Here is a 26,367-nt window from a genome sequence, read left to right on the forward strand (position 1 = left end):
CCCACCAAGAGAGCAGAAACGGCTTGTCAGAACCCTCCAACGGCATGACGCCGGGTGGCCGAGATAGAGTGAACGTCGTGACTCACCACGACAGCTCGAACGAGCCCGACATCACGACAACAGCCGGAAAGCTCGCCGACCTCAAACTGCGCTATCACGAGGCCGTCACCGCATCGGGCGAGGCCGCGATCGTCAAGCAGCACGCCAAGGGCAAGATGACCGCTCGCGAGCGCATCGAGAAGCTGCTCGACCACGGAAGCTTCGTCGAGCTCGACGAGTTCGTTCGCCACCGCACCTACGCCTTCGGCATGGACGCCAAGCGGCCGTACGGCGACTCGGTCGTCACCGGAACCGGCACGATCGGCGGACGTCAGGTGGCGGTCTACGCCCAGGACTTCACGATCTTCGGCGGCTCACTCGGCGAAGTGGCGGGCGAGAAGATCATCAAGGTGATGGACCACGCCATCAAGTGCGGCGTTCCCCTCATCGGCATCCTCGACTCTGGTGGCGCGCGCATTCAAGAGGGCGTCGTGGCCCTCGGCAAGTACGGCGAGATCTTCCGTCGCAACACGGCGGCCTCCGGCGTGATTCCGCAGATCTCAATCGTCATGGGACCGGCAGCGGGCGGCGCCGTCTACTCCCCCGCGCTCACCGACTTCGTGATCATGGTCGACAAGACGAGCCAGATGTTCGTGACCGGCCCCGACGTCATCAAGACGGTCACGGGCGAAGACGTCGGCATGGAAGAACTCGGCGGCGCCCTCGCACACAACACGCGCTCGGGCGTCGCGCACTACCTCGCGAGCGACGAAGACGACGCGCTCGACTACGCGCGCAACCTCATCGGGTACCTCCCAGACAACAACCTCTCCGACCCTCCGTCGTACTCGACCGACTTCGATTTCGAGACGACGGATGCTGATCGCAAGCTCAACACCGTGATTCCGGACTCCCCCAACCAGCCGTACGACGTTGTCACGGTCATTGAGAAGCTCGTCGACGACGAGGAGTTTCTCGAGGTGCAGCCGCTGTTCGCGCCGAACATCGTGATCGGCTTCGCACGCATCGAGGGAACGTCGGTCGGCATCATCGCGAACCAGCCGAACACGATGGCGGGCACGCTCAACATCGATGCCGGCGAGAAGGCCAGCCGGTTCGTGCGCTTCTGCGACGCGTTCTCGATTCCGATCCTCACGCTCGTCGACGTTCCCGGCTACCTGCCCGGCACCGACCAGGAGTGGGACGGCGTCATCCGCCGCGGCGCGAAGCTGCTGTACGCCTACGCCGAGGCGACGGTTCCGCTTGTCACGGTGATTCTGCGCAAGGCATATGGCGGCGCCTACATCGTGATGGGCTCGAAGCAGCTCGGCGCCGACATCAACCTCGCGTGGCCGACCGCCGAGATCGCCGTCATGGGCGGCCAGGGCGCGATCAACATCCTCTATCGCAACGAGATCAAGAAGGCAGAGGAGAACGGCGAAGACGTGGCCGCCGTGCGCGCCAAGCTCACCACCGAGTACACGTACAGCGTCACGAGCCCCTTCCTCGCGGCCGAGCGCGGCGAGCTCGACGGCGTGATCGAACCGGCCGCGACGCGCGTCTCCATTGCCAAGGCGCTGCGTTCACTCAAGGGCAAGCGGGCCCAGGTTCCGCCCAAGAAGCACGGAAACATTCCCCTGTGATGAACCCCGGACGACACGCTGCTCCCGTCACCGACGGCGAAGAGGCACACCCAGAAAACGCACTGCGCATTGTGCGCGGCAACCCCACAGAAGAAGAGATCGCCGCCGTCAGCGCCGTGCTCGCATCGGCTGTCGCCGAGGTGCGCGAGTCGGGTCTCGCCAACGGTGAGGCGACGCCGAGCGAGTGGTCGCGGTCGCAGCGTCCCATGCGACACCCCCTGACTCCGGGTCCCGGGCGGTGGCGCAACTTTACGGCATAATATGCCGTACTGCCTGCGGAGTTTCGGCTCCGGCAGTTGGGGGACGCTTGTCCCCCAAAGTGCCGACTAGCGTCGGCCGCCCAACCCCACAACAATAGATATTGCTAGGTGGCACTCTCAGAGTTTCACCATGAGCCAGTTACCCACCTAGGGAATGGGTTTCTGGTTTGGGGGCGGATGAGAACGATATTCGGGTTGTCGTTGTCATCCGGGGCTTGAGGGGGACCGGAATTAGGGAGCCGGTCCCCCTTATCCATGTCTGCAGTCGCATGACGGATGCTGTCAGCCCCGCTCCTGCCGCGGAATCTCCAGCCACACGTCGACGTCGTCTTCGGTGTCGTCGCTGCCGGGCGGAGGCGAACTGACGCCGACGATCGTCACAGCGACGTCGGAGTGCTCTGGCGCCGTGCGCACGATGAGGCGCTCGGTCTCGGCGGCGTCGATCGCGGCGGCAACGCGATCGAGCACACGCTGCCTCTCGGTCGCGTCGAGATCGTCGATCGTGCCCTCGTCGAGCAGCTGCACGATGATGCCGCGGCGGCGCGCAGCGAGCGCTGCATCACGCACCCGGTCGTTCGCGAGAGCCCGGCCGCGAATATCGTCGCGCAGCCGCGCTTCAATCAGACGGGCCTGATCTCTCTCAGCATCCGTCAACCTGCCCTGCGCCAGAACCACATCGCGCAGCAGGGGCCCGGCGATGCGGCTCGCCGTCTCGAGGCGCTCGCGGCGCTCTGATCGGTGGGCGTGCTGCGCCGCCTCCCAGCGCACGGCCTCGCGCTCGGCCTCGACCAGCTGCGTCGCGCCGGCTTCTGCCTTCTGCAGAGCGCCCGTCATGACGTAGGCGAGTACGACCCACGCGACCGCTCCCGTGACGCCGATCTGCGCCGATCCCATGAGCCCGCACCACGCGACGGAGTACACGATGAGAAACAGCGTTCCCGCCGCGGCCATGAGCTTGTGGCCGCGCACCACGATGATGACCATGAGCGTGCCGACGGCGTTCGTGTGCCACGTCGCGTAGCCGTTGTCGGCGTGCGCGTCGAGCTGGCTCGTCACGAGCAGCGTCACCACGACCGCGCACGAGAACGCGAGCGCCGCCGCCCACGTGGGCATGCCGCGGCCGCCGAACGGCGCGAGAACGAGAACCGTGACCACCGCGTACACGGCGAGCGCGACGATGATCGGGGCGGCGTGCGTGGCCGTGCCGAGGGTGAGCAGTCCGCGCGCGACGTGGTAAGCCGAGAACACTGCGGCGAGCGTGATGAGGGTCGACCGAGGGATGCTGTTCACGCGCGCTCCTCCTCGGTCGACCACGTCAGCACAACGCTCGTGCCGTCTCCGAGCACCGAGCGCACGTGTGCGGAGCCGCCGACCGCCGCCATGCGCTCGACGATCGAGACGCGCACGCCGAGGCGGTCGGTGGGAACGCCGTCGACGTCGAATCCGACCCCGTCGTCGATGACCTCGATGGTCGCCGTGCTCGGAGCATTCGACACGACAACGCGGCGCGTCACGCGTGAGCCGAGCGCCGTGTCGGCATCGGGGCCGTCGGCGTGCTCTGCGCTGTTGACCATGGCCTGCACGGCGGCGAGTCCCATGGCATTGGCCACGCTCTGCGGCACGACAGCTCCGGCGGCGGCCGTGCTCTCGACGGTGAACTCGTGCTCCATCATGCGGGCGGCGATGCTGAGCCGCCCGGCCATCTCGCGCAACGTGACCGACGATTCGTCGTCACCCGGGTCGATGCCCGCCTCGCGCAGTTCCGTGAGCGCGTGCTGCGAGATCTGCACGGCCGCGCGTTCCCGTTCCGCGCCCGTCGCGCGTTCGGCGGCCTGCAGCGCGGCAAGCACGTTGTCGTGCACGAGCGCATCGACTTCGACGCGCTCCGCCTCGATCGCGTGCGCGCGCACGGCACGGTCGTAGCGCACGAGAGCGGCGTCTCGCGCAGCATCCACGCGCTGGGCCGTCTGACGGAACATCACCGCGAGCATCACGATGACCATGCCGAACACGATTCCGTAGATGGCGTCGAGAATGCCGATCTGCAGCCGCATGAAGCCCGACGGCCCGAGCGAGCGCACGAGTCCGTACAGAATCGGCACGCCGATCGTGTAGGCGACGGCCCACGCTTGCGGAAACGCGACGGCGGCGCATGCGGTGGCGACCGTGAGCAGGTACCAGATCCACGGCTCTTCGGGCTGGCCGCCGAACACGAAGCCGGTGTACATGGGCCAGGCGATGAGCGTGGCGAGGTAGAGCAGGGCGAAGGCCCCTCCCGCAATGCGTACGCCGTGCCGCAGCAGGCCCGCGAGCGCGACAGCGGCGAGCGCGGCGAACAGCACGCCGGCAACGAGAGTGCTGATCTCGACGTCACCGCCCACGGCGCGCCGCAGAGACGGGAGCGGCTGCGGCGCGGGAGACATCGTCGCGAACAGCAGTGCCTGCGCGCCGAACACCAGAACGGCGATCGCGAGGGCGAGGCCGATCATGTTCTCGACGCGAGTGCTCGTGAAGACGCGCGAGCGTCGTCTGCCCGCCTCGAATGTTGCGAGCACCGGAGCGTCGTCAGCCGGCATCCGTTCCGCCCGGATTGAGCTCGGGAAGGATGCCGTCTTCAACGGCGCGCCGCAGCAGATCGACCTTCGTCGGCGCTGGGCGACCGACCTCGACATATTTCTTGCGGATTCTGTCGAGATGCTGCTTCACCGTCGAGGGGGCGACGCCGAGCTGCGTCGCCACCTGCTTCATGGGCAGCCCAGACGCGTAGAGGTGCAGCACGTCGCGCTCGCGGCGGCCGAGCTGCACCGACGCGAACTCCGAATCTGCTTCGATCGCGCTCGCCCACTCGAGGTTGTTGAGCACTCCGCCCGAGGCCACCTGCTCGATCGAGGAGATGACGACGTCGGTGGGCGACGACTTCGGAATCACTCCGGCCGCCCCCGCGGCGAGTGCCTGCCGCACGAGCGACATGCGGTCGGCAATGCTGTGGATGAGCACGGCCGCGCCCGTCTCGTGCACGCGAGTGACGTTCGTGGGCACGTCAGTGCCGTCTCCGAGCGACAGGTCGAGAACGACGATGTCGATGGGAGGTGAACCCGCGGGTGACTCCTGCGCGGTGGCGAGAAACTCGGCGACGCTCGACACGCTCATGGCGACGCTATGGCCCGCGCCCGTGCACGCCGCCTGAAGTCCCAGCCGCACCGACTCGTGATCGTCAATGATCGCCACAGTCACCATGGCACTCATCGTATCGGCAAAGTCAGCAGGCTCGCGGCAGACGGTCAGGTGATGTCAGTCGCGCTCAAACGACGCGACGGCCTCCACGTGGTGCGTGTGCGGAAAGAGATCGAACGCGCGCAGGCTCGTCAGGCGGTATCCGGATGCTGCGAAGGCGCCGGCGTCGCGCGCCAGGGCAACGGGATCGCACGCGACGTACACGATCTGCGCGGGCGCGAGTTGCGCCAGCTGCGCCGTGACCTCGGTGCCCGCTCCCGAGCGCGGCGGATCGAGAACAACTGTGGCATCGCGGAACGCGCGCTGCTCAACAGCGGTGTGGCGGTCGAGCAGTCCGGCGAGGTACCGGTCGACGCGCGCCGTCACAGCCTCGCCCGACGTGAGATTGCGCCGCGCGTGTCGTGTGGCGGCAGCATCCGATTCGACCGTCGTCATGCGCACCGACTCACCGAACCGGTCGTGCACGGCCGCCGTGAGCAGGCCGACGCCGCCATAGAGGTCGAGGTTCTCGGCGCGCGGGTCGAGCAGCGCGCCGTCAATCGCCGACTGCACGGCCTCGGTGAGCGTCGCGGCCGCCCCGCGGTGCACCTGCCAGAACCCTCCCGCGGCGACGGTGAACTCCCGGTCGCCCACGCGCTCGGTCACGGTTCCCGCGGCGGCGAGGTCGTCGCTGCCGACGCAGAGCAGGGGCTCTGAGCCGCTTGGATCGATGAGGTCGATGGATGCTGCGCCCTCGACGAGCGCGTCGAGCTCGATCAGCTCCGCGAGACGTGGAGTCGCGAGCGGCAGCGATTCGACGGGCACGACGGTGTGCGAGCGCGACGCGTACGGGCCCATGCGCCCCTCGGCGTCGACGTGCAGCCGCACCCGCGTGCGCCAGCCGAGGCCGCCGCGCTCATCGTCGCCTGCGACCGGCTCCACCTCGAATGCGGGCGCCGCTGCCCCGGCGAACTTCTCGAACGCCTCACTCAGCACCCGGTGCTTGAGGGCGCGCTGGTGCGCCAGCTCAATGTGCCCGAACTCGGCGCCGCCCGCGCGCTCGGCGGGGTCCCGCTCGATCGATGCCTCGCGCCACACGTGCTCACGCCGATGCTCCGAGGGCTCGAGCACCTCGAGGGTCTCGGCGCGCCAGAACTTCTTCTTGCGAGCATCCGTCACGCGTGCCAGCACCTTCTCACCCGGGATCGCGTCGCTCACGAACACGACGCGGCCCTCGTGGCGGGCGATGAAGACGCCGCCGTGCGCTACGTTGGTGATGTCGAGCTCGATGGGCTGTTCCGGCGCTGACGTTGGCATGCTTTCGAGCATGTCACAACCAGCGCCGCTCCCCCTGAGAGGACCCCATGCCCGTCTTTCACCTGGCTTCGACATCACCGGCACGACGGATGCTGCTGGCCCAGGCCGGCATCGACGCGCGGGCCTTCGCGCCAGAGGTCGACGAGGATGCTGCCGTCGCCGACGCCGAGCGCGAGAGCGGCGCTCCCCTCACCCCCGCGCAAACCGTCGAGCTGCTCGCCCGTGCCAAGGCCGAGGCGGGAGCTGCGCTGCTGCGCGAGCGCGGCGAGACCGCGGGCCTGGTGTTCGGCGGCGACTCGGTGTTCGTTCTCGACGGCACGATCTACGGCAAACCGCACACTCCCGACGAGGCGCTGCGCCGCTGGAAGCTGCAGCGCGGCCGCACCGGAACGCTCTTCTCGGGGCACTGGCTCATCGATCTGGCGACGGATGCTGCGGCACACAGCGTCGCAGCATCCGATGTCTCGTTCACCGCCGATATGACCGACGCCGAGATCCGCGCCTACATTGCCAGCGGCGAACCCCTGCTCGTCGCCGGTGCGTTCACGATCGACAGCCTCGGGTCGGCGTTCATCGACTCCGTGTCAGGTGATCCCTCAACGGTCGTCGGGCTGTCGATTCCGGCGCTGCGACGGCTTGTGCGCGAGCTCGGATACGAGTGGACGCAGCTGTGGGGGTCAGCGGCGGGCGCAGCCGACTCGGCCTGAGTTCTCGCCCGGAGCGTTCAGGTGCCGGGCATCACGCGCGCTCCGCGCTGGCGTCCTCGTCAGCCGCGCTCGGTGCCTCGCCCGTCAGCCGCACTCTGTGCCGCGCCCGAGCGTCCGCGTAACCGGCTTTCTTGATCACGCTCGGGCGTCCGTCACTCGCCTTCTGCGTCGCGCGCGGGCCACGCCGCGACGAATCGCTCGAGAAGCTCGGCGAACGTGCGCGCCTCCTGCTCCGTGAACTCGGCGAGCGCGTGAGCGACGGCCGCCGTGCGTGTTGCGCGAACCTCGTTCACGACCTCGCGGCCGCGCGCCGTGAGCCGGATGCGCGCGTACCGCGAGTCACCCGGACGGGATTCGCGCTCGATGAGGCCGGCGTCGAGGAGCTCTCGTGTCAGACGACTGGCCCGCGGGCGATCGACGTCGATGGCACGCGCAATCTCTGAAATGGCGCGGCCGTCGTCGGCATCGTCGAGGGCGTCGAGGTAGCGAAACCGCGCCGCGTCCGCCGATGTCGCTCGATCGTCCCCGGCTGCGTTTCGGTACAGCCTTCGCGCCTGCTGCGCGCGCCTGATGCGCACGAGCGCTCGCTCGATTGCTTGCTGCGATGCGTCAGTCGACATGACCGTGAGCATACAACAGTTGCATATTGACAACTGGACGCTGTCGAATTACAACAGTTGTATGCATACAACTACTTTCGATCGGCCAGCCCGTCCACCGATCGGACTGCTCCTGCGCACTCTCGACCGTCTTCTCGACGAACGTTTCGAGCGCACGCTCGGCATTCGCGACATCTCCCGGCGACAGTGGCAGCTGCTGAACACGCTCGCCCGCCGCCCCGCCACGTCCAACGCCCTCACGGAAGCTGTTGCCCCGTTCCTCGACACGAGCGAAAGCGCAGAGCAGCACCTCGACCCACTGAAGCAGCGCGGCCTCGTCGCCGTGAACGACGACGTGTACGAGCTCACAGACGCGGGACGACGCACCTTCGACGACCTTGCCCGCGAGGTTCAGGTGACGCGCGAGCTCACGGTGCGCGGACTGCCCGAGGGCGAGTACGAGCGCACGATCGCCACTTTGCAGAGGATGGTCGAGAACCTCGAGCCCGTCTGACGGGTTTTGTCGGCCACAGCTACTGTTGTTCGAGCATTTTTGTGGAGGTCACCCAATTTCTCGAGCCTCGGTCGGTTTAGGCTAGGGAACTGTGCCACGAATAACGAAGGTTCTGATCGCCAATCGCGGCGAGATCGCTGTCCGCATCATTCGCGCTGCTCGTGACTCGGGCCGTTCATCGGTCGCGGTGTACGCCGATCAGGATCGCGATGCGTTGCACGTCAAGCTCGCCGACGAGGCCTACGCGCTCGGCGGCACCACGAGCGCCGACACCTACCTCGTGATCGACAAGCTGCTGTCGGTCGCCCGGCGGTCCGGCGCTGACGCCGTGCACCCCGGCTACGGCTTCCTGGCCGAGAACGCCGACTTCGCTCGCGCCGTCATCGACGCGGGGCTCACGTGGATCGGCCCCTCCCCGGATGCGATCGAGAAGCTGGGCGACAAGGTCACCGCTCGCCACGTCGCCGAGAAAGTGGGCGCACCGCTCGCTCCCGGAACCCTCAACCCTGTCAGCGGCGCTGACGAAGTGCTCGAGTTCGTCGACGAACACGGCCTGCCTGTCGCCATCAAGGCGGCGTTCGGCGGCGGCGGCCGCGGCCTCAAGGTTGCGCGCACCCGTGACGAGGTCGCCGAGCAGTTCGAGTCGGCCACGCGCGAGGCCGTCGCAGCGTTCGGCCGCGGCGAGTGCTTCGTCGAGAAGTACCTCGACGAGCCACGTCACGTTGAGACCCAATGCCTGGCGGATGCTGCCGGAAACGTTGTCGTGATCTCGACGCGTGACTGCTCGCTGCAGCGCCGCCACCAGAAGCTCGTCGAAGAGGCGCCGGCACCGTTCCTCACCGATGCGCAGACGGCCAAGCTCTACGAATCCTCGAAGGCGATCCTCGCCGAGGTCGGCTACGTCGGCGCGGGAACATGCGAGTTCCTCATTGGCAAAGACGGAACCGTGTCGTTCCTCGAGGTCAATACTCGACTGCAGGTCGAGCACCCGGTCTCCGAGGAGGTCACGGGCATCGACCTCGTGCGCGAGCAGTTCCGCATCGCCGAGGGCGGCGAGCTCGACTACGACGACCCGGAGCCGACCGGTCACTCGTTCGAGTTCCGCATCAACGGCGAAGACGCGGGCCGCAACTTCCTGCCGCAGCCGGGCCCGATCCATGAATTCCGCACGTTCGGCGGCCCCGGCATCCGTCTGGATTCGGGTGTGACCACGGGCGATGAGATCTCGGGTGCGTTCGATTCGCTGCTCGGCAAGCTCATTGTGTCGGGCAAAGACCGTGCCGAGGCGCTGGAGCGGTCGCGTCGTGCTCTCGAGGAGTTCGAGGTCACGGGCATGCCGACGGTGCTTCCGTTCCACCGCAAGATCGTCAACGACCCGGCCTTCACCGCTGAAGACGGCACGTTCGGCGTGTACACGCGGTGGATCGAGACGGAGTTCGACAACGACATCGAGCCGTGGGACGGCGAGCTCGGCGATCCGAAGCCGATCGACGAACGCCACAGTGTCGTCGTCGAGGTCTCGGGCAAGCGCTTGGAGGTGAGCCTGCCGTCGCGCATTCTGCCGACCTCGGCCGGGACGCAGCGTGTCGCTCCGGCGGCTCCGAAGCGCGGCGGTCATGCGCGAGCGACGTCGACGTCGAGCAGCAACGACATTGCGGCGCCCATGCAGGCAACGATCGTGAAGGTCGTCGCCGAGGAAGGGCAGAAGGTTGTCAAGGGCGATCTGCTGCTCGTGCTTGAGGCGATGAAGATGGAGCAGCCGATCGCTGCCCCTCGTGACGGTGTGGTCTCCGACATCAACGCACCGGTCGGCCAGACCGTCTCTTCGGGCCACCGCCTGCTCTCAATCGTCGACGCCTAACCCTTCCCCCTCTCGTCTCCTCCCAGCGGCCCCCGCCCCGCTCTCTCTTTTAGCGCCAAGAACGTGTCGGTGGAGAGGTAACGTTACCTCTCCACCGACACGTTCTTGGCGCATTCTCCGTCCCCATGCTGGCAAGCGCCGCGGTCGTCCACAATCTGCTGGCGTCGGAGGGCTCGCGTGGCGAGGACGCGCAAGAATCACGGTGTGAACCGAGAAGAATCAGAGCCGAAGCTCATACGCCGCGCCGACTACGTTGCCGCCGGCGGTTCCCTCAACGAGATCACCCGCCGTGTGAAGAGCGGTGAGATCGTGAAGGTTGCGCCGGGCGTCTACGCACCGAGCGCTATCTGGGCCCCCGCCTTTCCAGAGCTCAAGCACACGCTCCGCGTGCACGCGCAGCAGAGACGACTGAAGTCGCCCACCTTCTCGCACTACTCGGCCGCAGGCGTTCACGTCTTCTCTCTCCTCGGCCCCTGGCCCGACAAGGTGCACGTCACGGAGTGCCGTGAAAGCAAGCGCGGCGGGCGCTCAGAGGGAGCTGTCGTCCGGCACCGTGCGCCGCTCAGTGCAGAAGAGACCACGATCGTCGACGGAATCTCCGTTACGACGGTGCCTCGAACTGCATACGACCTTGCGTGCCAGCTGCCGTTCACCGACGCGGTTGCGATGCTCGACAGCGTGCGCTCTCGCCGGCGCCCCCTCGCGAGCATCGCCGAGCTCACAGAGGCATTTGAATCTGGCCGCAATCTGCCAGGGCGCCCGAGAGCGCTCAAAGCGCTTGAGTTCTCAACAGATCGCTCAGATTCAGTGCAAGAGTCCCGAAGCCGGGTGCTCATTCATCAGCTTGGCTTTCCGCCGCCCCAATTGCAGTTCAGTATGAACTGTGACGGCAAGACCTACCGCGCAGATTTCTGGTGGAAGAAGTACCGGCACTGGGGCGAGTTCGACGGCAGGGGAAAGTACCTGTCGCCCCGCTATCAAAACGGCCGCACAGCAGACCAGATCGTCGTGGCAGAGAAGCGGCGCGAAGACGCCATTCGCCGCAACGTCGACGCCTTCTCGCGCTGGGAGAAACGCGATCTCGACGACCCACAGCGGCTCCGCGAAACCCTCACGAGCGCGGGCTTGCCCTGTGAAGGCCCGCGGATGCTGCCAGCCTGACGCGCGTCAGAGCACGATGTGCATCGCGCGAGCAGCATCCGAAATGGACCCCGTGAGCGACGGGTACACCGTATACGCACTCGCGACCTCATCGACCGTGAGCCGGTGCTCGACGGCGAGCGCCAGCGGGAAGATCAGCTCCGAGGCGCGCGGCGCGACAATCACGCCGCCGATCACGGTGCCCGACCCTTCGCGAGCGAACAGCTTGACGAAGCCATCGCGCACGCCGATCATCTTCGCCCGCGGGTTCGCCGTCAACGGGAGCTTGTAGATCGTTCCCTGCGCGATTCCCTCTTCGATCTCGCGCTGACTCCAGCCGACGGTCGCGATCTCGGGCTGCGTAAAGATGTTCGACGTGACGTTGCGCACCTCGATCGGGTTCACGACGTCGCCCATCGCGTGGAACACGGCCGTGCGACCCGACATCGATGCAACAGAGGCGAGCGGTATCTCTGCCGTGCAGTCCCCGACCGCGTAGATGTTCGGGATCGACGTGCGCGAGACGCGATTGACGCGAATGTGCCCCGACTCGGTCAGCTGAACGCCCGCCTCTTCAAGTCCGACGTTCTGCGTGTTCGGCACCGAGCCGACCGCCATGAGGCAGTGGCTGCCCTCGACTGTGCGCCCGTCTGTGAGCGTCGCGACGACGCCGTTCTCTGTGCGCTCCACTTTCTCGGCGCGCGACTTGTTGAGCACATGCATGCCGTCGCGCTTGAAGACGCGCTCAATCACGTTGGCTGCGTCGATGTCCTCGCCAGGCAGCACGCGATCCCGGCTGGAGATCAGCGTCACCTTCGCCCCCAGCACGCAGTACGCCGACGCGAATTCGGCGCCGGTCACACCCGATCCGACGACGATCAGATGCTCGGGGATGCTGTCGAGCTCGTACAGCTGCGTCCAGGTGAGGATCCTCTCCCCATCGGGCTTCGCGGCGGGCAATTCGCGCGGCGACGCACCCACCGAGACGACGATCGTGTCGGCCTCGACGCGGTCGAAGTCCGTGCCTCCCTGCTTCGTCGAGACGATCACGGCATTGTCGCCGTCAAGGCGCCCCTCGCCCTGCACGATGCTCACACCCGCGTGCACGAGGTTCGCGCGCATGTCTTCCGACTGCTGCCGCGCCAGCGACGTGAGCCGCTTGTTCACGGCAGAGAGGTTGACCGTCACTTCAGGGCGAATCGGCTTGCCCGTCGTGTCGTGGCGCGCAAAGAACTGAACGCCGAGGTCCGACGCCCCGCTGATCGACTTCGCCGCCTCGGCCGTCGCGATGAGGCCCTTCGAGGGAACGACGTCGGTGATCACCGCGGATCCGCCGACTCCGGCCCTCTCGATCAGGGTCACTTCTGCGCCGAGCTGTGCTCCGGCGAGTGCTGCTTCGTAGCCCCCTGGGCCACCGCCGACAACAGCGATTCGCTGCTTGCGTTCGAACTCATACGCCATATACCCGAGTCTATCTGCACGGCTTAGACTGGGTGGATGCCAGAGACGCACACAAACCCGCTGGATGCTGCAACGGGCGACCCGTTCGAGATCGCACAGCTCGCGGCAGACGACATCGCCCGCGAAACCGGCGTTGACCACCACGACATCGCCCTGACGCTCGGTTCCGGCTGGAGCAAGGCCGCCGATCTCATCGGAGAGACGACGGCCACCGTCCCCGCGACAGCGATCACGGGATTCTCGAAGCCCGCTCTTGAGGGCCACGTCGGTACGATCCGCTCTATTCTGCTTCCCAACGGCAAGCGCGCGCTCGTCATCGGCGCCCGCACCCACTACTACGAAGGTCACGGCGTTCGCCGCGTCGTGCACTCCGTGCGCACGGCAGCAGCGACCGGCGCGACCACGATGATCCTCACAAACGGCGCCGGCGGCATCAAAGAGCACTGGAAGCCCGGCACTCCCGTGCTCATCAACGACCACATCAACCTCACGTCGGACTCGCCTCTCGAGGGTGCGACCTTCGTCGACCTCACCGGCCTCTACTCGCAGCGCCTTCGCGACATCGCGCACAGCATCGACCCCTCGCTCGATGAGGGCGTCTACTGCCAGTTCCGCGGCCCGCACTACGAGACGCCCGCAGAGGTGCAGATGGCCAAGACCCTCGGCGGCCACATCGTGGGCATGTCGACAGCGCTCGAGGCCATCGCCGCGCGTCAGGCCGGCATGGAAGTGCTCGGCATGTCGCTCATCACCAACCTCGCCGCCGGCATTCAGGCGACGCCGCTGAGCCACGAAGAGGTGATCGAGGCCGGGCGCGCCGCCGAGGCCGAGATCAGCTCGCTTCTGGCCCGAATCGTCGCGGAGCTGTGATGACAGAGAACACGCACGACCCCATCATCGACACAGCATCCGCCTGGCTCGCGCAAGACCCAGACGAGACGACGCGTGTCGAGCTCGACACATTGATTCGGGATGCTGCCGCGGGCAGCGAGATCGCCCTCGACGAGCTTCACGCGCGGTTCGACACGCGCCTCTCGTTCGGCACGGCGGGGCTCCGCGGGCGCATCGGCGCCGGATCAGCGCGCATGAACCGCGTTCTCGTGTCGCAGGCCGCCGCCGGCCTCGCAGCGTACCTCCGCGCGCGCGAGCACGCACCGTCTGTCGTGATCGGCTACGACGGCCGCACGAACTCCGACGTGTTCGCGCGCGACACGGCAGAAATCATGGCGGGAGCCGGTGTGCGCGCGGTTCTTCTGCCGCGACTGCTGCCGACCCCCGTTCTCGCCTTCGCGGTGCGTCACCTCGCAGCATCCGCCGGTGTCATGGTGACGGCAAGCCACAACCCGCCGAAAGACAACGGCTACAAGGTGTACCTCGGCGGCGCCGACGACGGCTCGCAGATCGTGCCGCCGACCGACGGCGACATCGCCGAGCAGATCGAGCGGGTCGCGCGCGACGAGAACGTTCTCGAGTTGCCGCGCAGCACGTCGTTCGAGGTCGCCGACGAGTCCGTCGTCGACGCGTACGTGGCTGCCACGTCGGCGCTGCTTCCCCGCGACGCCGAACAGCTCAGCGTCGTGTACACGGCAATGCACGGCGTCGGCTGGGAGACGTTCTCGCGCGTCATCGAATCGAGCGGTTACTCCGGCATCGCCTCGGTGGCCGAGCAGCAGGAGCCCGACGCCGAGTTTCCGACCGTGTCCTTTCCCAACCCCGAGGAGCCCGGAGCACTGGACCTGTCGTTCGCGCTCGCGCGCGAGGTCGGAGCCGACCTGATCATCGCGAACGACCCCGACGCCGACCGCATGTCGATCGCGATTCCCGACGCCGAGAGCGCCGAGGGCTACCGCCAGCTCACGGGCAACGAGGTGGGGTGGCTGCTCGGCTGGAACGCTGCCCGCGCCGCTGCAGCGACCGATGTGTCCGGCGCGACGCTCGCGTGCACGATCGTGTCGTCGCCCGCGCTTGGCGCCGTGGCGAAGGAGTACGGGCTGAACTTCGTCGAGACACTCACGGGCTTCAAGTGGGTGTCGCGCGTTCCCGGGCTCGTGTTCGGGTATGAGGAGGCCATCGGCTATCTCGTGAATCCGGATGCTGTCAAAGACAAGGACGGCATCTCGGCGGGCGTTGCGTTTCTCGCGATGGCCGCCGAGGCGAAGCGAGAGGGCGTCACCGTCGCGCAGATGCTCGACGGCTTCACCGAGACGTTCGGGTTCTTCGCAAGCGACCAGCTGTCGGTGCGCGTGACCGATCTGTCGCTCATCGCCGCGCTCATGGCGGAGCTGCGCGACAACGCGCCGACGACACTCGGCGGCGTGGAGGTGACGCAGGTCGACGATCTGCGCGACGGATCGAGCGACCTCCCGGCGACCGATGCGCTGCGCTTCACGCTCGCCGACGGATCACGTGTGATGGCGCGACCGAGCGGTACGGAGCCGAAGCTCAAGTACTACATCGACGTCACTGGTCCTGCGGATCAGAGTGAGAAGGCGCGCGCTGTGCTCGCCAGCATCCGCGACGACCTCGACGCGTTCTCGACGCGGGTCGCCGAGCGTTAGCCGAGGGCCTCGTCGAGCTTGCGCTCGATCTCATCAAGGTCGACGTAGCTGTTGATCTCGACGATGTCGGCAAACGTGCGCCCGATGTGCTGCACGAGTTCGGGTGACGTCAGAATCACTTGGGCGTCGGCAGCATCCGCCTGCACATGCTCGACGTCGGTCGCCGTCACCGACGCCTCAATGCCGAGCCGAGCAAGCACGCGCTCGGCGTTCACCTTGAGAATGCCCGACGTGCCGACGCCGACTCCGCACAGCGTCACAATGCGCTTCACGACGTGACCTCCTCGGCGATGCTCAGAATGCTCCGCACCTCGTCTGCCGTTGTCGCGCGCGTCAGCCGCTCGATCGTCGACGCGTCGTTGAACGCGTTCGCGAGCGCGGCGACGCCGGCGACGTGCTCTTCTGGCGTGCGCACGGCAAGCCCGATCACCACCGATACCGGGTCGTTGTGCGGGTGACCGAAGGCGATCGGTTCCGCGAGTGTCACGACAGAAAGACCTTCGGTGTGCACGTCGGGCCCTGGCCGCGCGTGAGCGAGAGCGAGTCCTGGCGCGATCACGATGTACGCGCCGAACTCCTCGACCACCCGCACCATGCGCTTGGCATACTCGGCCGTGACGGCACCGCTCGCCTCGAGGGCTCGGCCGGCAAGCGTCACCGCGTGCTTCCAGTCTCGCGCCGTCGCACCAAGGGTCAGGGCGGAATCAGGAAGCGGTGGCAACGACATCGGCACTCTCAGAAGCTCAGCGTGGGCTCGTGACGCACGCACCCGATTATCGGGTGGGCGCTCCCAACAGCATCCATTTTATGGGAGACCCCTGACCGGCAAGGTCACGCGCCGTAACTCTCGGCGTCTTCAAAGCCCTGACTGATGACGTCCACAAGGTCTTCTCGGTCTTCGAGCGGCAAGAACGCGGACTGCGCAGCGTTGAGCTGGAACGTCTCGATGTCGGCCAGATCGTACGAGAATGCGTCGGCGAGAAGCGCGAGCTCGCGCGTGAGAGTCGTGCCCGACTGCGTGCGGTTGTCAGGGTTGACCGTGACGCAGAAGCCCAGCTGGTACAGCACGTCGAAGGGGTGGTCGGCGATCTCTGTGCCCCACTGGTCGATGGCTCCGGTCTGCAGGTTCGAGGACGGGCTGAGTTCGAGCGCGATCTCGCGGTCTTTCACCCATTCCGCGAGTCTGCCGAGCGACACGTACGTGTTCTCGTCGTCGCTGCGCACCGATTCGATCTCTTCGGCGAGGCGCACGCCGTGCCCCAGCCGCAGGGCGCGACCGTCGACGAGCGCGCTCTGAATCGACGCCAGCCCATCAGCCTCGCCCGCATGCACGGTGACCGGCAGGTGGTTCTGCGCGAGGTAGTCGAACGCGAGGCGATGCCTGCTGGGCAGAAATCCTGCCTCGGCACCGGCGATGTCAAAACCGACGACGCCGTTGTCGCGATGGCGCACCGCGAGCTGGGCGATCTCGAGACCGCGGTCGGCGTGCCGCATGGCGGTGACAAGCTGACCCACACGGATGCTGCGGCCCAGCCGCTCGATGTCGGCAACGCCCGCCTCGAGTCCCGCCTGCACGGCCTCGACGGCCTCGTCGAGACTGAGTCCACGCGCCAGGTGCTGCTCGGGCGCCCACCGCACCTCGCCGTACACGACGCCGTCGTCTGCGAGGTCATGCACGAACTCGCGCGCGACACGCTCGAGGGCGTCGTCGGTCTGCATCACGGCGGTTGTGAGGTCGAACGTCGACAGATAGTCGACGAGGTTGCCCGCGTTGCACTGCGACACGAACCAGTCGGCGAGGTCGTCAGCATCCGTCTCGGGGACGCTCACGCCCGCTTCGTCGGCGAGGTCGAGAATGGTGGCGGGGCGCAGGCCTCCGTCGAGGTGATCGTGAAGCGACACCTTGGGCACGTCTCGCAGGTTGACGCGGCCGAGCGAGTAGTCATCGTCGAGATCAGTCACGCCCTCAGGCTACCGTGCGGCGGCGACGCTGAACAGCATCCGGTTCTGAAACGTATCATTGGCTCCGGATGCTGTCGCCACCCGACTCGAAGGAGTGTCACCCATGCCGCAGAGCGAACCCGTCGAGAACGCCGTGCCGCGTCGTGAGCGCGTGTGCTTTCTCATGCACCTCAAGCCCGACCGCGTCGAGGACTACCTCGCGGTGCACGAGCACGTGTGGCCCGACATGCTCGACGCGCTGCGCCGCACGGGCTGGCACAACTACTCGCTGTTTCTGCGCGCCGAGGACGGTCTTGTCGTGGGCTACCTCGAGACCGACGACTACGAGCGAGCGCAGCGTGAGATGGCCGAGACCGACGTCAACGCGCGCTGGCAGGCGACGATGGCCGAGTACTTCGTGTCGGAGTCGAACCCCGATGCCGCGAGCGAGCGGCTCACCGAGTACTTCCACCTGGCGTAGAGGGGCCGCACCTCCCGCTCGGCGCCCTGAACGCCGTCTCCCGCTGCCCAGGTGCCATAAATGTCGCGCCACGCCGCGCGATGGCCACCGCTGAGAGTGACTTGCACGAAATGGCTGTTCCCGGTGTCGTGAATCACAGCCATTTTCTGCAAGTCGCTGTGTTGTGCGGAGTCAGGGGCGCAGCAGGCACTGCGCCTAGCGGCACCGTGAGGCGGAGCGGCGCCGGCACGAGTGTCAGCCGAGGCGAGCGCGGCGCCGCCGGCATGAGTGTCAGCCGATGCGGGCGGCGACGCGCGGCTTCCGCTCGAACGGGCTCGCTGCCGCGTCAACCTCGTAGGCTCCCTCAAGCGCGTCGAGGGCACGCGCGAAGCGGGCATCGTCGTCGGCCGAGAGCGTGAAGAGCGGCTGCCCCGCCGTCACGGCCTCCCCCGGCTTGACGTGCAGGTCGATGCCCGACGCGTGCAGCACCGGGTCTTGCGCGCGAGCACGACCCGCGCCGAGACGCCAGGCGGCGAGGCCGAACGGAAGAGCCTCCTGCCGCACGAGCACGCCGTCGTGGGCTGCCGTGACCGTGTGCGATTCGCGCGCGGTCGGCAGCGCAGCATCCGGATCTCCCCCTTGCGCGATCACCGTGCGACGCCATACGTCCATGGCGCGGCCGTCGGCAAGCGCCGCCTCGACGTCGGCATCGGGCTGCCCCGCGAGCGTGAGCATCTCGCGGGCGAGAGCGATCGTGAGCTCGACCGTGTCGGCAGGCCCGCCGCCCGCAAGCACCTCGACCGACTCGCGCACCTCGTTGGCATTGCCGATCGCGGTGCCGATCGGCACGTTCATGTCGGTCAGCAGCGCTGACGTCGCGACGCCAGCATCCGTTCCCAGTTCGACCATGGTGCGCGCGAGTTCCTCGGCCTTCGCGTACTCGGTCATGAACGCGCCCGACCCGAACTTCACGTCGAGCACGAGCGACTCGGTGCCCTCGGCGATCTTCTTCGACATGATGCTCGACGCGATCAGCGGAATCGCCTCGACCGTGCCCGTGACATCGCGCAGCGCGTAGAGCCGCTTGTCTGCGGGAGCGAGCCCCGAGCCCGCAGCGCAGACGACACCGCCGATGTCGCGCAGCTGGGCGAACATCTCGTCGTTCGACAAGTTGGCGCGCCACCCCGGAATCGACTCGAGCTTGTCGAGAGTTCCGCCCGTGTGGCCGAGGCCGCGCCCCGACAGCTGCGGCACGGCGACGCCGAACGATGCCACGAGCGGCATGAGGGGCAGCGTGATCTTGTCTCCGACACCGCCCGTGGAGTGCTTGTCGACGGTGCGCTTGCCGAGCCCCGAGAAGTCCATGCGCTCGCCCGACGCGATCATGGCGAGAGTGAGGTCCTTGATCTCGCGGCGCGTCATGCCGTTGAGCAGAATCGCCATCGCGAGCGCCGCCATCTGCTCATTGCCGACGTACTCGCGCGTGTAGGCGTCGACGAGCCAGTTGATCTCGGCCGTCGACAGCTCTCCCCTGTCTCGCTTCGTGCGAATGATGTCGACGGCGTCGAACGCCTCGATGCTCTCGGTCATGTGTTCCTTTCTGAGGGCGAGCGGATGCTGGTGAGCCTCCGCCCGCAGCGCGTCGCTGGTCAGCGACTGAACTCGTCGAGCTGGCGCGGGCCGAACGCGTCGGGAAGCACCTCGTCGATCGTGCGGATTCCCGAGACGGTGTCGAGCAGCATCCCGGGCGCCGAGTGCTCGAACAGCAGCTGGCGGCAGCGCCCGCACGGCATGAGCGTCTCTCCGTTGCCATTGACGCAGGCGAAGGCAACGAGCTGGCCTCCGCCGGTCATCGCGAGGTTCGAGACGAGACCGCATTCGGCGCACAGGCCGACGCCGTAGCTCGCGTTCTCGACGTTGCACCCCGTGACGATGCGACCGTCTGACGCGTATGCCGCAGCGCCGACGGGGAACTTCGAGTACGGAACGTAGGCATTGCTCATGGCGGCGGATGCGGCATCCCGAAGCCGCCCCCAGTCGATCGAGTCTGCGTCGGTCACGGCCCCTCCTAGGACTTTATGTACGGACTGCCGCTTGCGGCGGGTGGCCTCGACTGTCCGACGAAGCCGGCGACGGCGAGGATCGTCACGATGTAGGGCAGCATCAGCAGAAACTCGCTCTCGACCGGCGAGCCCAGGGCACCGAGCAGGTTCTGCAGGTTCGTCGCAAAGCCGAACAGCAGCGCCGCGAGCGTCGCCTTGATGGGGTTCCACTGACCGAAGATCACGGCGGCAAGGGCGATGAAGCCCATGCCGGCGGTCATGTCTTTGGTGAACCCGCCGACCGAGCCGAGCGTGAAGTACGCGCCGCCGAAGCCGGCGATCGCGCCAGCGAGAGAGACGTTCCAGAATCGGGTCGTGTTCACCCGGATGCCGACGGTGTCTGCCGCCTGCGGGTGCTCGCCGACAGCGCGGACGCGGAGTCCCCATTTGGTGTGGAACATGCCCCAGTACACAAGCGCGATCGCGATGTACATGACGTAGATGATGATCGTCTGGCGGAAGAACACCGGCCCGATCAGCGGGATCTCGCTGAGGAACGGGATGCTGATGCGCTCGAAGCGCGGCGGGCTGTTGAGCAGCGGAGTGTTCTCGGTGAGCACCTGCGAGTAGAGGAACGAGGTGAGGCCGAGCACGAGCACGTTGACGACGACGCCGACGATGATCTGGTCGACGAAGTACTTGATCGAGAACGCCGCAAGAATGAAGCTCACGAGCATGCCCGCGATCATCGCGGCGATGAGCCCGAGGTACGGGTTCTGCGTGACCGACGCGACAACCGCCGAGCTGAAGGCGCCCGCGAGCAGCTGCCCCTCGATCGCGATGTTGACGACACCGGAGCGCTCAGAGATGACGCCGCCGAGGGCGCCGAAGATCAGCGGCGCCGACAGCGCGACGGTCCCGAGGAGGAAGCCGGGAAGCGGAACCGTGCCACCGGCTGCTGCCCACGCGAAGAACCCGATGAGGAACAGCGCGGCGAAAAGCGAGATGAGCCAGAGCCACGTCGTCTGGTAGTTGATCGTGCGCCAGACCGACACCGCGGTGATGAGCGCGAGCAGAATCGTCACGACGACGCCCGTCACCGCCGCGTTCATGACGAGCGGGGGCAGCACGATCGCGTCGGAGTCGTTGGACAGCTTGAACGTCGTGTCGCCCTCTCGAGCGAGCAGAACGAACAAGATGAGCGCTGCGATGGTGACGACGGCGAACGCGATCGGCGCCTTCCAGCTGCGCACCTTCGCGACTTCGAGACTTTCGGAGACCGAGGTCTCTGCGGAGTGGGACACAGTGCTCACTTCGCCGCCACCTCCTTCGAGACGTTGGGGGTATTGCGTTTGGAACCGCGCGACCCCGGCTTCGGAATGAAGAAGATCGAACGCACGAGCGGCGGTGCGGCAATGAAGAGAACGATGACCGACTGCACGACGAGGACGATGTCGATGGGAATGCCCTCGCCGGCCTGCATGGCATAGCCGCCGGCCTTGAACGCTCCGAACAGCACGCCGGCCGCGAAGGTGCCCCACGGTGTGCTGCGGCCGAGAAGGGCGACGGTGATGGCGTCGAATCCGATTCCGGCATCGATGCCCGAGCTGAAGCCGCTCGTGATCGTGCCGAGCACCTGCGAGACGCCCGCGATGCCCATGAGGCCACCCGCGATCAGCATCGCCCAGATGTACATGCTCTTGACGTTGATGCCCGCGGTGCGCGCGGCATTGGGGTTCTCACCGACGGCGCGGAACTTGAAGCCGAGGTTCGACCGGTTGAGCAGCCACCACACGAACACCGTCGCGAGAATGACCAGAATGAATCCGGCATGCAGGTTGTACCGGTCCCCGAAGATCGGCGGAAGGATCGCGCTGGGCAGAATGGGCGCCGATTCGGGATTGACGGTTCCCGGCGCCTGAAGCAGGCCGGGCGTGCGCAGCATCCACGAAATCAGATAGAACGCCACGTAGTTGAGCATGATCGTGAGGATCACCTCGTGGGCTCCCGTGCGTGCCTTCAGGTATCCGACGAGTCCGCCCCACAGCGCGCCGGCGGCAATACCCGCGATGACCGCGAGCGGAAGGTGAATCCAAACGGGCAGGTGGAACGAGAAGCCGACCCAGCCTGCCGCGCCCGCGGCAACGAGCATCTGACCGCGACCGCCGATGTTGAACAGGCCGGCGCGGAACGCGAGCGCCACGCCGAGCCCGCCCGCGATAAGCGGCGTCGCGTGGTGGAGCGTGTCTGTGATCGACTTGATTCCGCCGAGGAACGAGTCGCGGTTGGTGTTGTAGATCGCGCCGTTGAAGAGCGCAATGTAGGCGCCGGAGACGGCATCCCAGATCGCGGCGAGCATGTCCGTCGGCCGGGCGAAGAAGTATCCGGCGGTCGCTTGGACCTTGCTGTCGGTCACGGCGATCAGCACGGCACCGACGACGAGCGAGATCACCACGGCGAGCACGGTCATGACCGTGCTGCTGTTCATGATCTGCGACGCGAGCTGGTTCGACCGCGGGGCTTCGTCTGGCTTCTTTGCTGTCTCGACGTCGGTCATGCTGCAGCTCCCGTCGGCTTCTCGCCCGCCATCATGAGGCCGAGCACGTCTCGTGAGGTGTCTCCGGGCACGATGCCCACGATCGAGCCGCGATACATGACCGCGATTCGGTCGGCAAGTGCCGCGACTTCGTCGAGTTCCGTCGACACGACGACGACCGGAATACCGGCATCGCGGGTCTCGACCATGCGCTTGTGCACGAACTCGATGGACCCCACGTCGATTCCGCGCGTGGGCTGGGCTGCGATGAACAGCTTCAGCTCGCGGCTGAGCTCGCGCGCGAGCACGACCTTCTGCTGGTTTCCGCCGGAGAGATTGCCCGCGTTCGTCTCGACGGAGGGCGCTCGAATGTCGAATTCCTCTTTGGTATCGCGGGCGAAGCGATCGCGGTAGGCAAGCTGCAGGCTCCCCGCTTTCACGAACGGCGCTCCGTTTGCACGATCGAGCATGAGGTTCTCTGAGATCGTGAAGTTCTTGACGATGCCGTCTTCGGAACGGTCCTCGGGCACGTACCCCACGCCAGCGTCGAGAACCTTGCGAACCGGGAGCCCGGAGAGGTCTGTGCCGTTGAGGCTGACGGTGCCGGTCATACGCGGCTGCAGGCCCATGATCGCCTCGGTGAGTTCGGTCTGCCCGTTGCCCTGAACACCCGCGATCGCGAGGATCTCACCGGCGTGCACGTCGAAGCTCACGTCGTTGACGACCTTGAGGCCGAGCGGATCGATGACGTTGAGGTCCTTCACCGAGAACGCGACGTCGCCGAGCTTCGGCTCGTCTTTCTGAACGGTCAGTTCGACCGCGCGACCGACCATGAGTGTCGCGAGCTCGCTGTTGCTTGCCGTCGGTTCCGCCTCGCCCACGACCTTTCCCAGGCGAACGACGGTGATGCGGTCCGCAACCTCGCGCACCTCGCGGAGCTTGTGCGTAATGAAGACGATCGACGTGCCGCCGGCCTTGAGCTGGCGCATCGTGTCGATGAGTTCGTCGGTCTCCTGAGGCGTGAGAACCGCCGTCGGCTCGTCGAACACGAGCACCTTGGCGTCACGCGAGAGCGCCTTGATGATCTCGACGCGCTGCTGCACGCCGACGGGGAGGTCTTCGACGAGCGCATCGGGGTCGACGTTGAAGCCGAAGCGGTCTGAGATCTCGAGAACTTTTTTGCGGGCGGCGGCGAGATCGAGAGCGCCGCCGAACTTTGTTGCTTCATGTCCGAGCATCACGTTCTCGGCCACGGTGAAGACGGGAATGAGCATGAAGTGCTGGTGCACCATGCCGATGCCGGCCCGCATCGCGTCTCCCGGGCCGGAGAAATGCTGCACCTCGTCGTCGAGGAGAATCTCGCCCTCGTCGGCCTGGTAAAGGCCGTAGAGCACGTTCATGAGGGTGGACTTGCCTGCCCCGTTCTCGCCGAGCAGGCAGTGAATCTCGCCCGGTTCGACAACGAGGTCGATGTGATCATTGGCCGTCAGCGAACCGAATCGCTTGGTGATGCCGCGAAGTTCGAGCTTCATGTTAGGGATCCTACGGTTAGTGCGTCCGTCACAACAGAGGAGGCCAGCCGGGTAACTGGCCTCCCCCGCAGTGCTGTGAGTTGCGTGTCAGCGACTACTTCGGCGACGACGGTGACTTGACCTCGATCGAGCCGTCGATGATGCCGGCCTTGATCTCGTCGAGCTCGCCCTGAAGGGTGTCGCTCACCTCGTCTTCCCAGTCGTGGAACGGAGCGATGCCGACGCCCTCGTTCTCGAGCGTTCCGACGTAGGGCTCTGCACTGAAGTCACCCTTCGCAGCCGTCGTGACGATGTCGTAGACGCCCTGCGTCATCTGCTTCATGATCGACGTGAGGAACAGCTCGTTGTCGGAGTCTGCCGTGAGGTAGACGTCAGCGTCGACACCGATCATGGCGATGTCGTCACCGGTGTCCTTGATCGCCTCGATGCCCGAGAGGAAGATCGGTCCGCCGACCGGAAGCAGGACGTCTGCGCCCTGGTTGAGCACCGACGTCGCCGTCTGCTTCGCCGTCTCGTTCGCGTCGAATCCGCCGGTGAACTGGCCTTGCTGAGCCTCGACGTCCCAGCCGACGACCTTGACGTCGGCGTCCTTCTGCTCGTTGTAGTACGCAACGCCATCAGCAAAGCCGTCCATGAAGATGGTCACCGTCGGAATCTGCATTCCGCCGAAGGTGCCGACCGTGCCGGTCTTCGAGGTGTCCGCAGCCGCGTAGCCGGCCAGGAAGGCAGCCTCAGCCGTGTTGTAGACAACCGGCTTGACGTTCTCCATGTCGATCGAGTTGTCGTCGAGGATCACGAAGTTGACGTCGGGGTACTTCTCGGCGGCTTCCTTCGTCGCGTCTGCGAGCAGGAAGCCGACCGTGATGATCATGTCGCAGCCCTGATCGACAAGGCTGGTGATGTTCGGCGCGAAGTCGGCTTCAGATGCCGACTCGACGTGCTTCTCTTCAATGCCCAGCTCGTCAGCGGCCTTGACAAGGCCCTCATAGCTGGACTGGTTGAACGACTTGTCGTCGAACCCGCCCGAGTCGGAGACGATGCAGGGCAGGTAATCGATGGCCTCGCCGCCCGATCCGCCGTCTCCGGTGGACTCGGGAGCTTGACCACAGCCGGCGAGCAGGGCGACGACGCCCAGGCCAGCAAGACCGCTCATGACGGCCTTTCGGGTTGTGATTGTCAAGGTGACCTCCAGGTTGCGCAGCCTGCGGTGCCGCAGGGATTCAGGCTCAGGTTACCGAATGTGTCGTGCCCCATTTGCGCGTTTTCGCACTTCGACCTCGAAGTGTTACACATCGATAACTCGAACCGTGTGGAGCGATCGTAAGCCGCTTTTCGCGCACGGCGCACGTTTGTGCTCATATGAGCAATCGGCCTCGAGAGCCCCCAACGAATGAGCACGCGCGTGCACTTCAGAGCACCCGAACGGGGGTGTCGGATGCTGTCATGCCGTCGGTGAGCTGGGTGACGTCACCTCAACATCGCCGTCGATGATCTGCTGGCGAAGCTCGTCGATCTCGGCGGCGAGGTCGTCGCCGACGGCATCCTCCATGTCATGGAATGGGGCGATGTCGACTCCCCCGTTCTCGAGCGTTCCGACGAACGGCTCGTTCGTGAGCTCGCCGTCGAGGTCGCGCTTCACGATGTCGGTGACAGCATCCTGTGTCTTCTTGAGCACGCTCGTCAGAACAAGCGGGCGGTACTCTTCGGGCAGCGTCTCGTAGCCGTCGTTGTCGACCCAGATGATCGACACGCCGTCCGAATCGGCCGCCGCAGCCGCTGCCCCCTCGCCGACTTGACCCGCAACGGGCATGATCACGTCAGCGCCCTGATGAATGAGGGACTCAGCCGTGGCCTTGCCCTTGTTGACGTCTTCGAAGTCACCGGTGAACTGGCCGTCCTGGGCGTCTTTGTCCCACCCGAGTGCCTCAACGTCGGCGTCGTGGACCTCGTTGTAGTGGGCGACGCCGTCGACGAAGCCGTCCATGAACAGCGTCACGGGAGGCTGGTTTCCGCCGCCGAACGTGCCGACAGTGCCTGTCTCGCTGACCCCCGCCGCGAGGTATCCCGCGAGAAACGCCGCTTCGGCCGTGTTGAAGACGACGGACGTGATGTTGTCGCCCTCGAGCTGCTCATCGACGATTGCGAAGTGGCGGTCGGGGTTGGCCTCTGCGGCCGCCTGGGTGTACTCGGCGAGCTCCCATCCGACGGTCACGATAAGCCGGCATCCGGTGTCGACGGCCTGCTCGACGTTGGGCTCGAGGTCGCTCGGTGTCTTCGACACGATCGCCTGAGCGTCGATGCCGAACTTCTCTTGCGCCTGCTCGAGGCCCTCCCAGCTCGACTGGTTGAACGACCGGTCTTCAAGCCCGCCCGAGTTCGTCACCATGCGAGCGCAGTAGTCGGCGCCTTTTTCGTCGCCTGCTCCGGCGTCGGGTTCGGGCGCCTGCCCGCAGCCGGTCAGAATGAGGGCGGATGCTGCGGCGAGCGCAGCGAATCGGGCAAAGGGTCGACGAGACATCGGCGTCCTTTCACGCAGTGGTTTGC

At 66.4% G+C, this 26,367-nt stretch carries 25 protein-coding genes; 9 read left to right on the forward strand and 16 right to left on the reverse strand.

Annotated features, from left to right (window positions below):
• Positions 1-77: 77 nt before the first annotated feature.
• Both ATJ78_RS14410 and ATJ78_RS14415 read left to right on the forward strand, forming a co-directional pair.
• A complete protein-coding gene (locus ATJ78_RS14410; protein ID WP_245836343.1) occupies positions 78-1,682 on the forward strand; it encodes an acyl-CoA carboxylase subunit beta in 1,605 nt (534 codons plus the stop codon).
• Positions 1,682-1,942, forward strand: coding sequence for an acyl-CoA carboxylase subunit epsilon (locus ATJ78_RS14415; RefSeq protein WP_098408874.1), 261 nt, complete (start codon positions 1,682-1,684; stop codon positions 1,940-1,942). The genes ATJ78_RS14410 and ATJ78_RS14415 overlap by 1 nt, the downstream gene beginning before the upstream one ends.
• 282 nt (positions 1,943-2,224) lie before the next feature.
• Here the strand turns inward: ATJ78_RS14415 and ATJ78_RS14420 are convergent, their stop codons facing one another.
• From ATJ78_RS14420 to ATJ78_RS14435, 4 genes are read right to left on the reverse strand one after another with little or no spacing between them, the layout of a single operon-like run.
• Entirely contained in the window at positions 2,225-3,232 is a 1,008-nt protein-coding gene (locus tag ATJ78_RS14420; RefSeq protein ID WP_143741433.1) for a DUF8320 family protein, read from the reverse strand.
• Positions 3,229-4,518, reverse strand: a complete 1,290-nt coding sequence (locus tag ATJ78_RS14425) for a sensor histidine kinase (RefSeq protein ID WP_098408876.1) — start codon at positions 4,516-4,518, stop codon at positions 3,229-3,231. The genes ATJ78_RS14420 and ATJ78_RS14425 overlap by 4 nt, the downstream gene beginning before the upstream one ends.
• Complete coding sequence (locus ATJ78_RS14430; protein WP_098408877.1) at positions 4,508-5,179, reverse strand: response regulator transcription factor; 672 nt, start codon at positions 5,177-5,179, stop codon at positions 4,508-4,510. Before ATJ78_RS14430 ends, ATJ78_RS14425 begins: the two co-directional genes overlap by 11 nt.
• Before the next feature lie 54 nt (positions 5,180-5,233).
• The gene (locus ATJ78_RS14435; RefSeq protein WP_098408878.1) at positions 5,234-6,472 is read right to left on the reverse strand and encodes a class I SAM-dependent RNA methyltransferase; all 1,239 of its coding nucleotides are present in this window, start codon (positions 6,470-6,472) and stop codon (positions 5,234-5,236) included.
• Between the two features lie 47 nt (positions 6,473-6,519).
• Between ATJ78_RS14435 and ATJ78_RS14440 the strand changes: the two genes are divergently transcribed.
• On the forward strand, positions 6,520-7,179 hold the full coding sequence (locus ATJ78_RS14440; RefSeq protein WP_098408879.1) for a Maf family protein: 660 nt from the start codon (positions 6,520-6,522) through the stop codon (positions 7,177-7,179).
• Positions 7,180-7,331: 152 nt separating this feature from the next.
• Here ATJ78_RS14440 and ATJ78_RS14445 read toward each other — a convergent pair whose 3' ends face one another.
• Positions 7,332-7,799, reverse strand: coding sequence for a MarR family winged helix-turn-helix transcriptional regulator (locus ATJ78_RS14445; protein WP_169923474.1), 468 nt, complete (start codon positions 7,797-7,799; stop codon positions 7,332-7,334).
• A gap of 61 nt (positions 7,800-7,860) precedes the next feature.
• Between ATJ78_RS14445 and ATJ78_RS14450 the strand changes: the two genes are divergently transcribed.
• The 3 genes from ATJ78_RS14450 to ATJ78_RS14460 all read left to right on the forward strand — a co-directional run bounded on the left by ATJ78_RS14450 (position 7,861) and on the right by ATJ78_RS14460 (position 11,314).
• Positions 7,861-8,292, forward strand: coding sequence for a helix-turn-helix domain-containing protein (locus ATJ78_RS14450; RefSeq protein ID WP_098408881.1), 432 nt, complete (start codon positions 7,861-7,863; stop codon positions 8,290-8,292).
• 91 nt (positions 8,293-8,383) lie between these two features.
• Positions 8,384-10,153, forward strand: a complete 1,770-nt coding sequence (locus tag ATJ78_RS14455; RefSeq protein WP_098408882.1) for an acetyl/propionyl/methylcrotonyl-CoA carboxylase subunit alpha — start codon at positions 8,384-8,386, stop codon at positions 10,151-10,153.
• 204 nt (positions 10,154-10,357) lie between these two features.
• Complete coding sequence (locus ATJ78_RS14460) at positions 10,358-11,314, forward strand: type IV toxin-antitoxin system AbiEi family antitoxin domain-containing protein (protein WP_143741434.1); 957 nt, start codon at positions 10,358-10,360, stop codon at positions 11,312-11,314.
• 6 nt (positions 11,315-11,320) lie between these two features.
• Here ATJ78_RS14460 and ATJ78_RS14465 read toward each other — a convergent pair whose 3' ends face one another.
• Positions 11,321-12,754, reverse strand: coding sequence for an NAD(P)H-quinone dehydrogenase (locus ATJ78_RS14465; RefSeq protein ID WP_098408884.1), 1,434 nt, complete (start codon positions 12,752-12,754; stop codon positions 11,321-11,323).
• A 36-nt stretch (positions 12,755-12,790) separates the two neighbouring features.
• Here ATJ78_RS14465 and ATJ78_RS14470 point away from each other — a divergent pair, with 36 nt between their 5' ends.
• Positions 12,791-13,624, forward strand: a complete 834-nt coding sequence (locus tag ATJ78_RS14470) for a purine-nucleoside phosphorylase (protein ID WP_098408885.1) — start codon at positions 12,791-12,793, stop codon at positions 13,622-13,624.
• The gene (locus ATJ78_RS14475) at positions 13,624-15,312 is read left to right on the forward strand and encodes a phospho-sugar mutase (protein ID WP_098408886.1); all 1,689 of its coding nucleotides are present in this window, start codon (positions 13,624-13,626) and stop codon (positions 15,310-15,312) included. Before ATJ78_RS14470 ends, ATJ78_RS14475 begins: the two co-directional genes overlap by 1 nt.
• On the opposite strand, the gene ATJ78_RS14480 is transcribed toward ATJ78_RS14475, so the two are convergent.
• The 3 genes from ATJ78_RS14480 to ATJ78_RS14490 form a co-directional block, all read right to left on the reverse strand.
• Entirely contained in the window at positions 15,309-15,584 is a 276-nt protein-coding gene (locus ATJ78_RS14480) for a PTS sugar transporter subunit IIB (protein ID WP_098408887.1), read from the reverse strand. The genes ATJ78_RS14475 and ATJ78_RS14480 overlap by 4 nt on opposite strands.
• The gene (locus ATJ78_RS14485) at positions 15,581-16,039 is read right to left on the reverse strand and encodes a PTS sugar transporter subunit IIA (protein WP_098408888.1); all 459 of its coding nucleotides are present in this window, start codon (positions 16,037-16,039) and stop codon (positions 15,581-15,583) included. The genes ATJ78_RS14480 and ATJ78_RS14485 overlap by 4 nt, the downstream gene beginning before the upstream one ends.
• Before the next feature lie 104 nt (positions 16,040-16,143).
• Positions 16,144-17,274: an adenosine deaminase gene (locus tag ATJ78_RS14490; RefSeq protein WP_098408889.1), complete on the reverse strand. Its 1,131-nt coding sequence runs from the start codon at positions 17,272-17,274 to the stop codon at positions 16,144-16,146.
• Between the two features lie 103 nt (positions 17,275-17,377).
• Between ATJ78_RS14490 and ATJ78_RS14495 the strand changes: the two genes are divergently transcribed.
• Entirely contained in the window at positions 17,378-17,734 is a 357-nt protein-coding gene (locus ATJ78_RS14495) for an L-rhamnose mutarotase (protein WP_098408890.1), read from the forward strand.
• Positions 17,735-18,004: 270 nt separating this feature from the next.
• Here the strand turns inward: ATJ78_RS14495 and ATJ78_RS14500 are convergent, their stop codons facing one another.
• The 7 genes from ATJ78_RS14500 to ATJ78_RS14530 all read right to left on the reverse strand — a co-directional run bounded on the left by ATJ78_RS14500 (position 18,005) and on the right by ATJ78_RS14530 (position 26,341).
• Positions 18,005-19,303, reverse strand: coding sequence for a thymidine phosphorylase (locus ATJ78_RS14500; protein ID WP_098408891.1), 1,299 nt, complete (start codon positions 19,301-19,303; stop codon positions 18,005-18,007).
• Positions 19,304-19,362: 59 nt separating this feature from the next.
• Positions 19,363-19,773, reverse strand: coding sequence for a cytidine deaminase (locus ATJ78_RS14505; protein WP_098408892.1), 411 nt, complete (start codon positions 19,771-19,773; stop codon positions 19,363-19,365).
• An 8-nt stretch (positions 19,774-19,781) separates the two neighbouring features.
• Positions 19,782-21,068: an ABC transporter permease gene (locus ATJ78_RS14510; protein ID WP_098408893.1), complete on the reverse strand. Its 1,287-nt coding sequence runs from the start codon at positions 21,066-21,068 to the stop codon at positions 19,782-19,784.
• The gene (locus ATJ78_RS14515; protein ID WP_098408894.1) at positions 21,065-22,312 is read right to left on the reverse strand and encodes an ABC transporter permease; all 1,248 of its coding nucleotides are present in this window, start codon (positions 22,310-22,312) and stop codon (positions 21,065-21,067) included. Before ATJ78_RS14515 ends, ATJ78_RS14510 begins: the two co-directional genes overlap by 4 nt.
• Positions 22,309-23,823: an ABC transporter ATP-binding protein gene (locus tag ATJ78_RS14520; protein ID WP_098408895.1), complete on the reverse strand. Its 1,515-nt coding sequence runs from the start codon at positions 23,821-23,823 to the stop codon at positions 22,309-22,311. The genes ATJ78_RS14515 and ATJ78_RS14520 overlap by 4 nt, the downstream gene beginning before the upstream one ends.
• A 94-nt stretch (positions 23,824-23,917) precedes the next feature.
• Positions 23,918-25,003, reverse strand: a complete 1,086-nt coding sequence (locus ATJ78_RS14525) for a BMP family lipoprotein (protein ID WP_098408896.1) — start codon at positions 25,001-25,003, stop codon at positions 23,918-23,920.
• A gap of 261 nt (positions 25,004-25,264) precedes the next feature.
• Entirely contained in the window at positions 25,265-26,341 is a 1,077-nt protein-coding gene (locus ATJ78_RS14530; RefSeq protein ID WP_098408897.1) for a BMP family lipoprotein, read from the reverse strand.
• Positions 26,342-26,367 lie beyond the last annotated feature (26 nt).

Origin of the sequence: Paramicrobacterium agarici (genome assembly GCF_002563955.1) — a bacterium.
GTDB lineage: Bacteria > Actinomycetota > Actinomycetes > Actinomycetales > Microbacteriaceae > Paramicrobacterium > Paramicrobacterium agarici.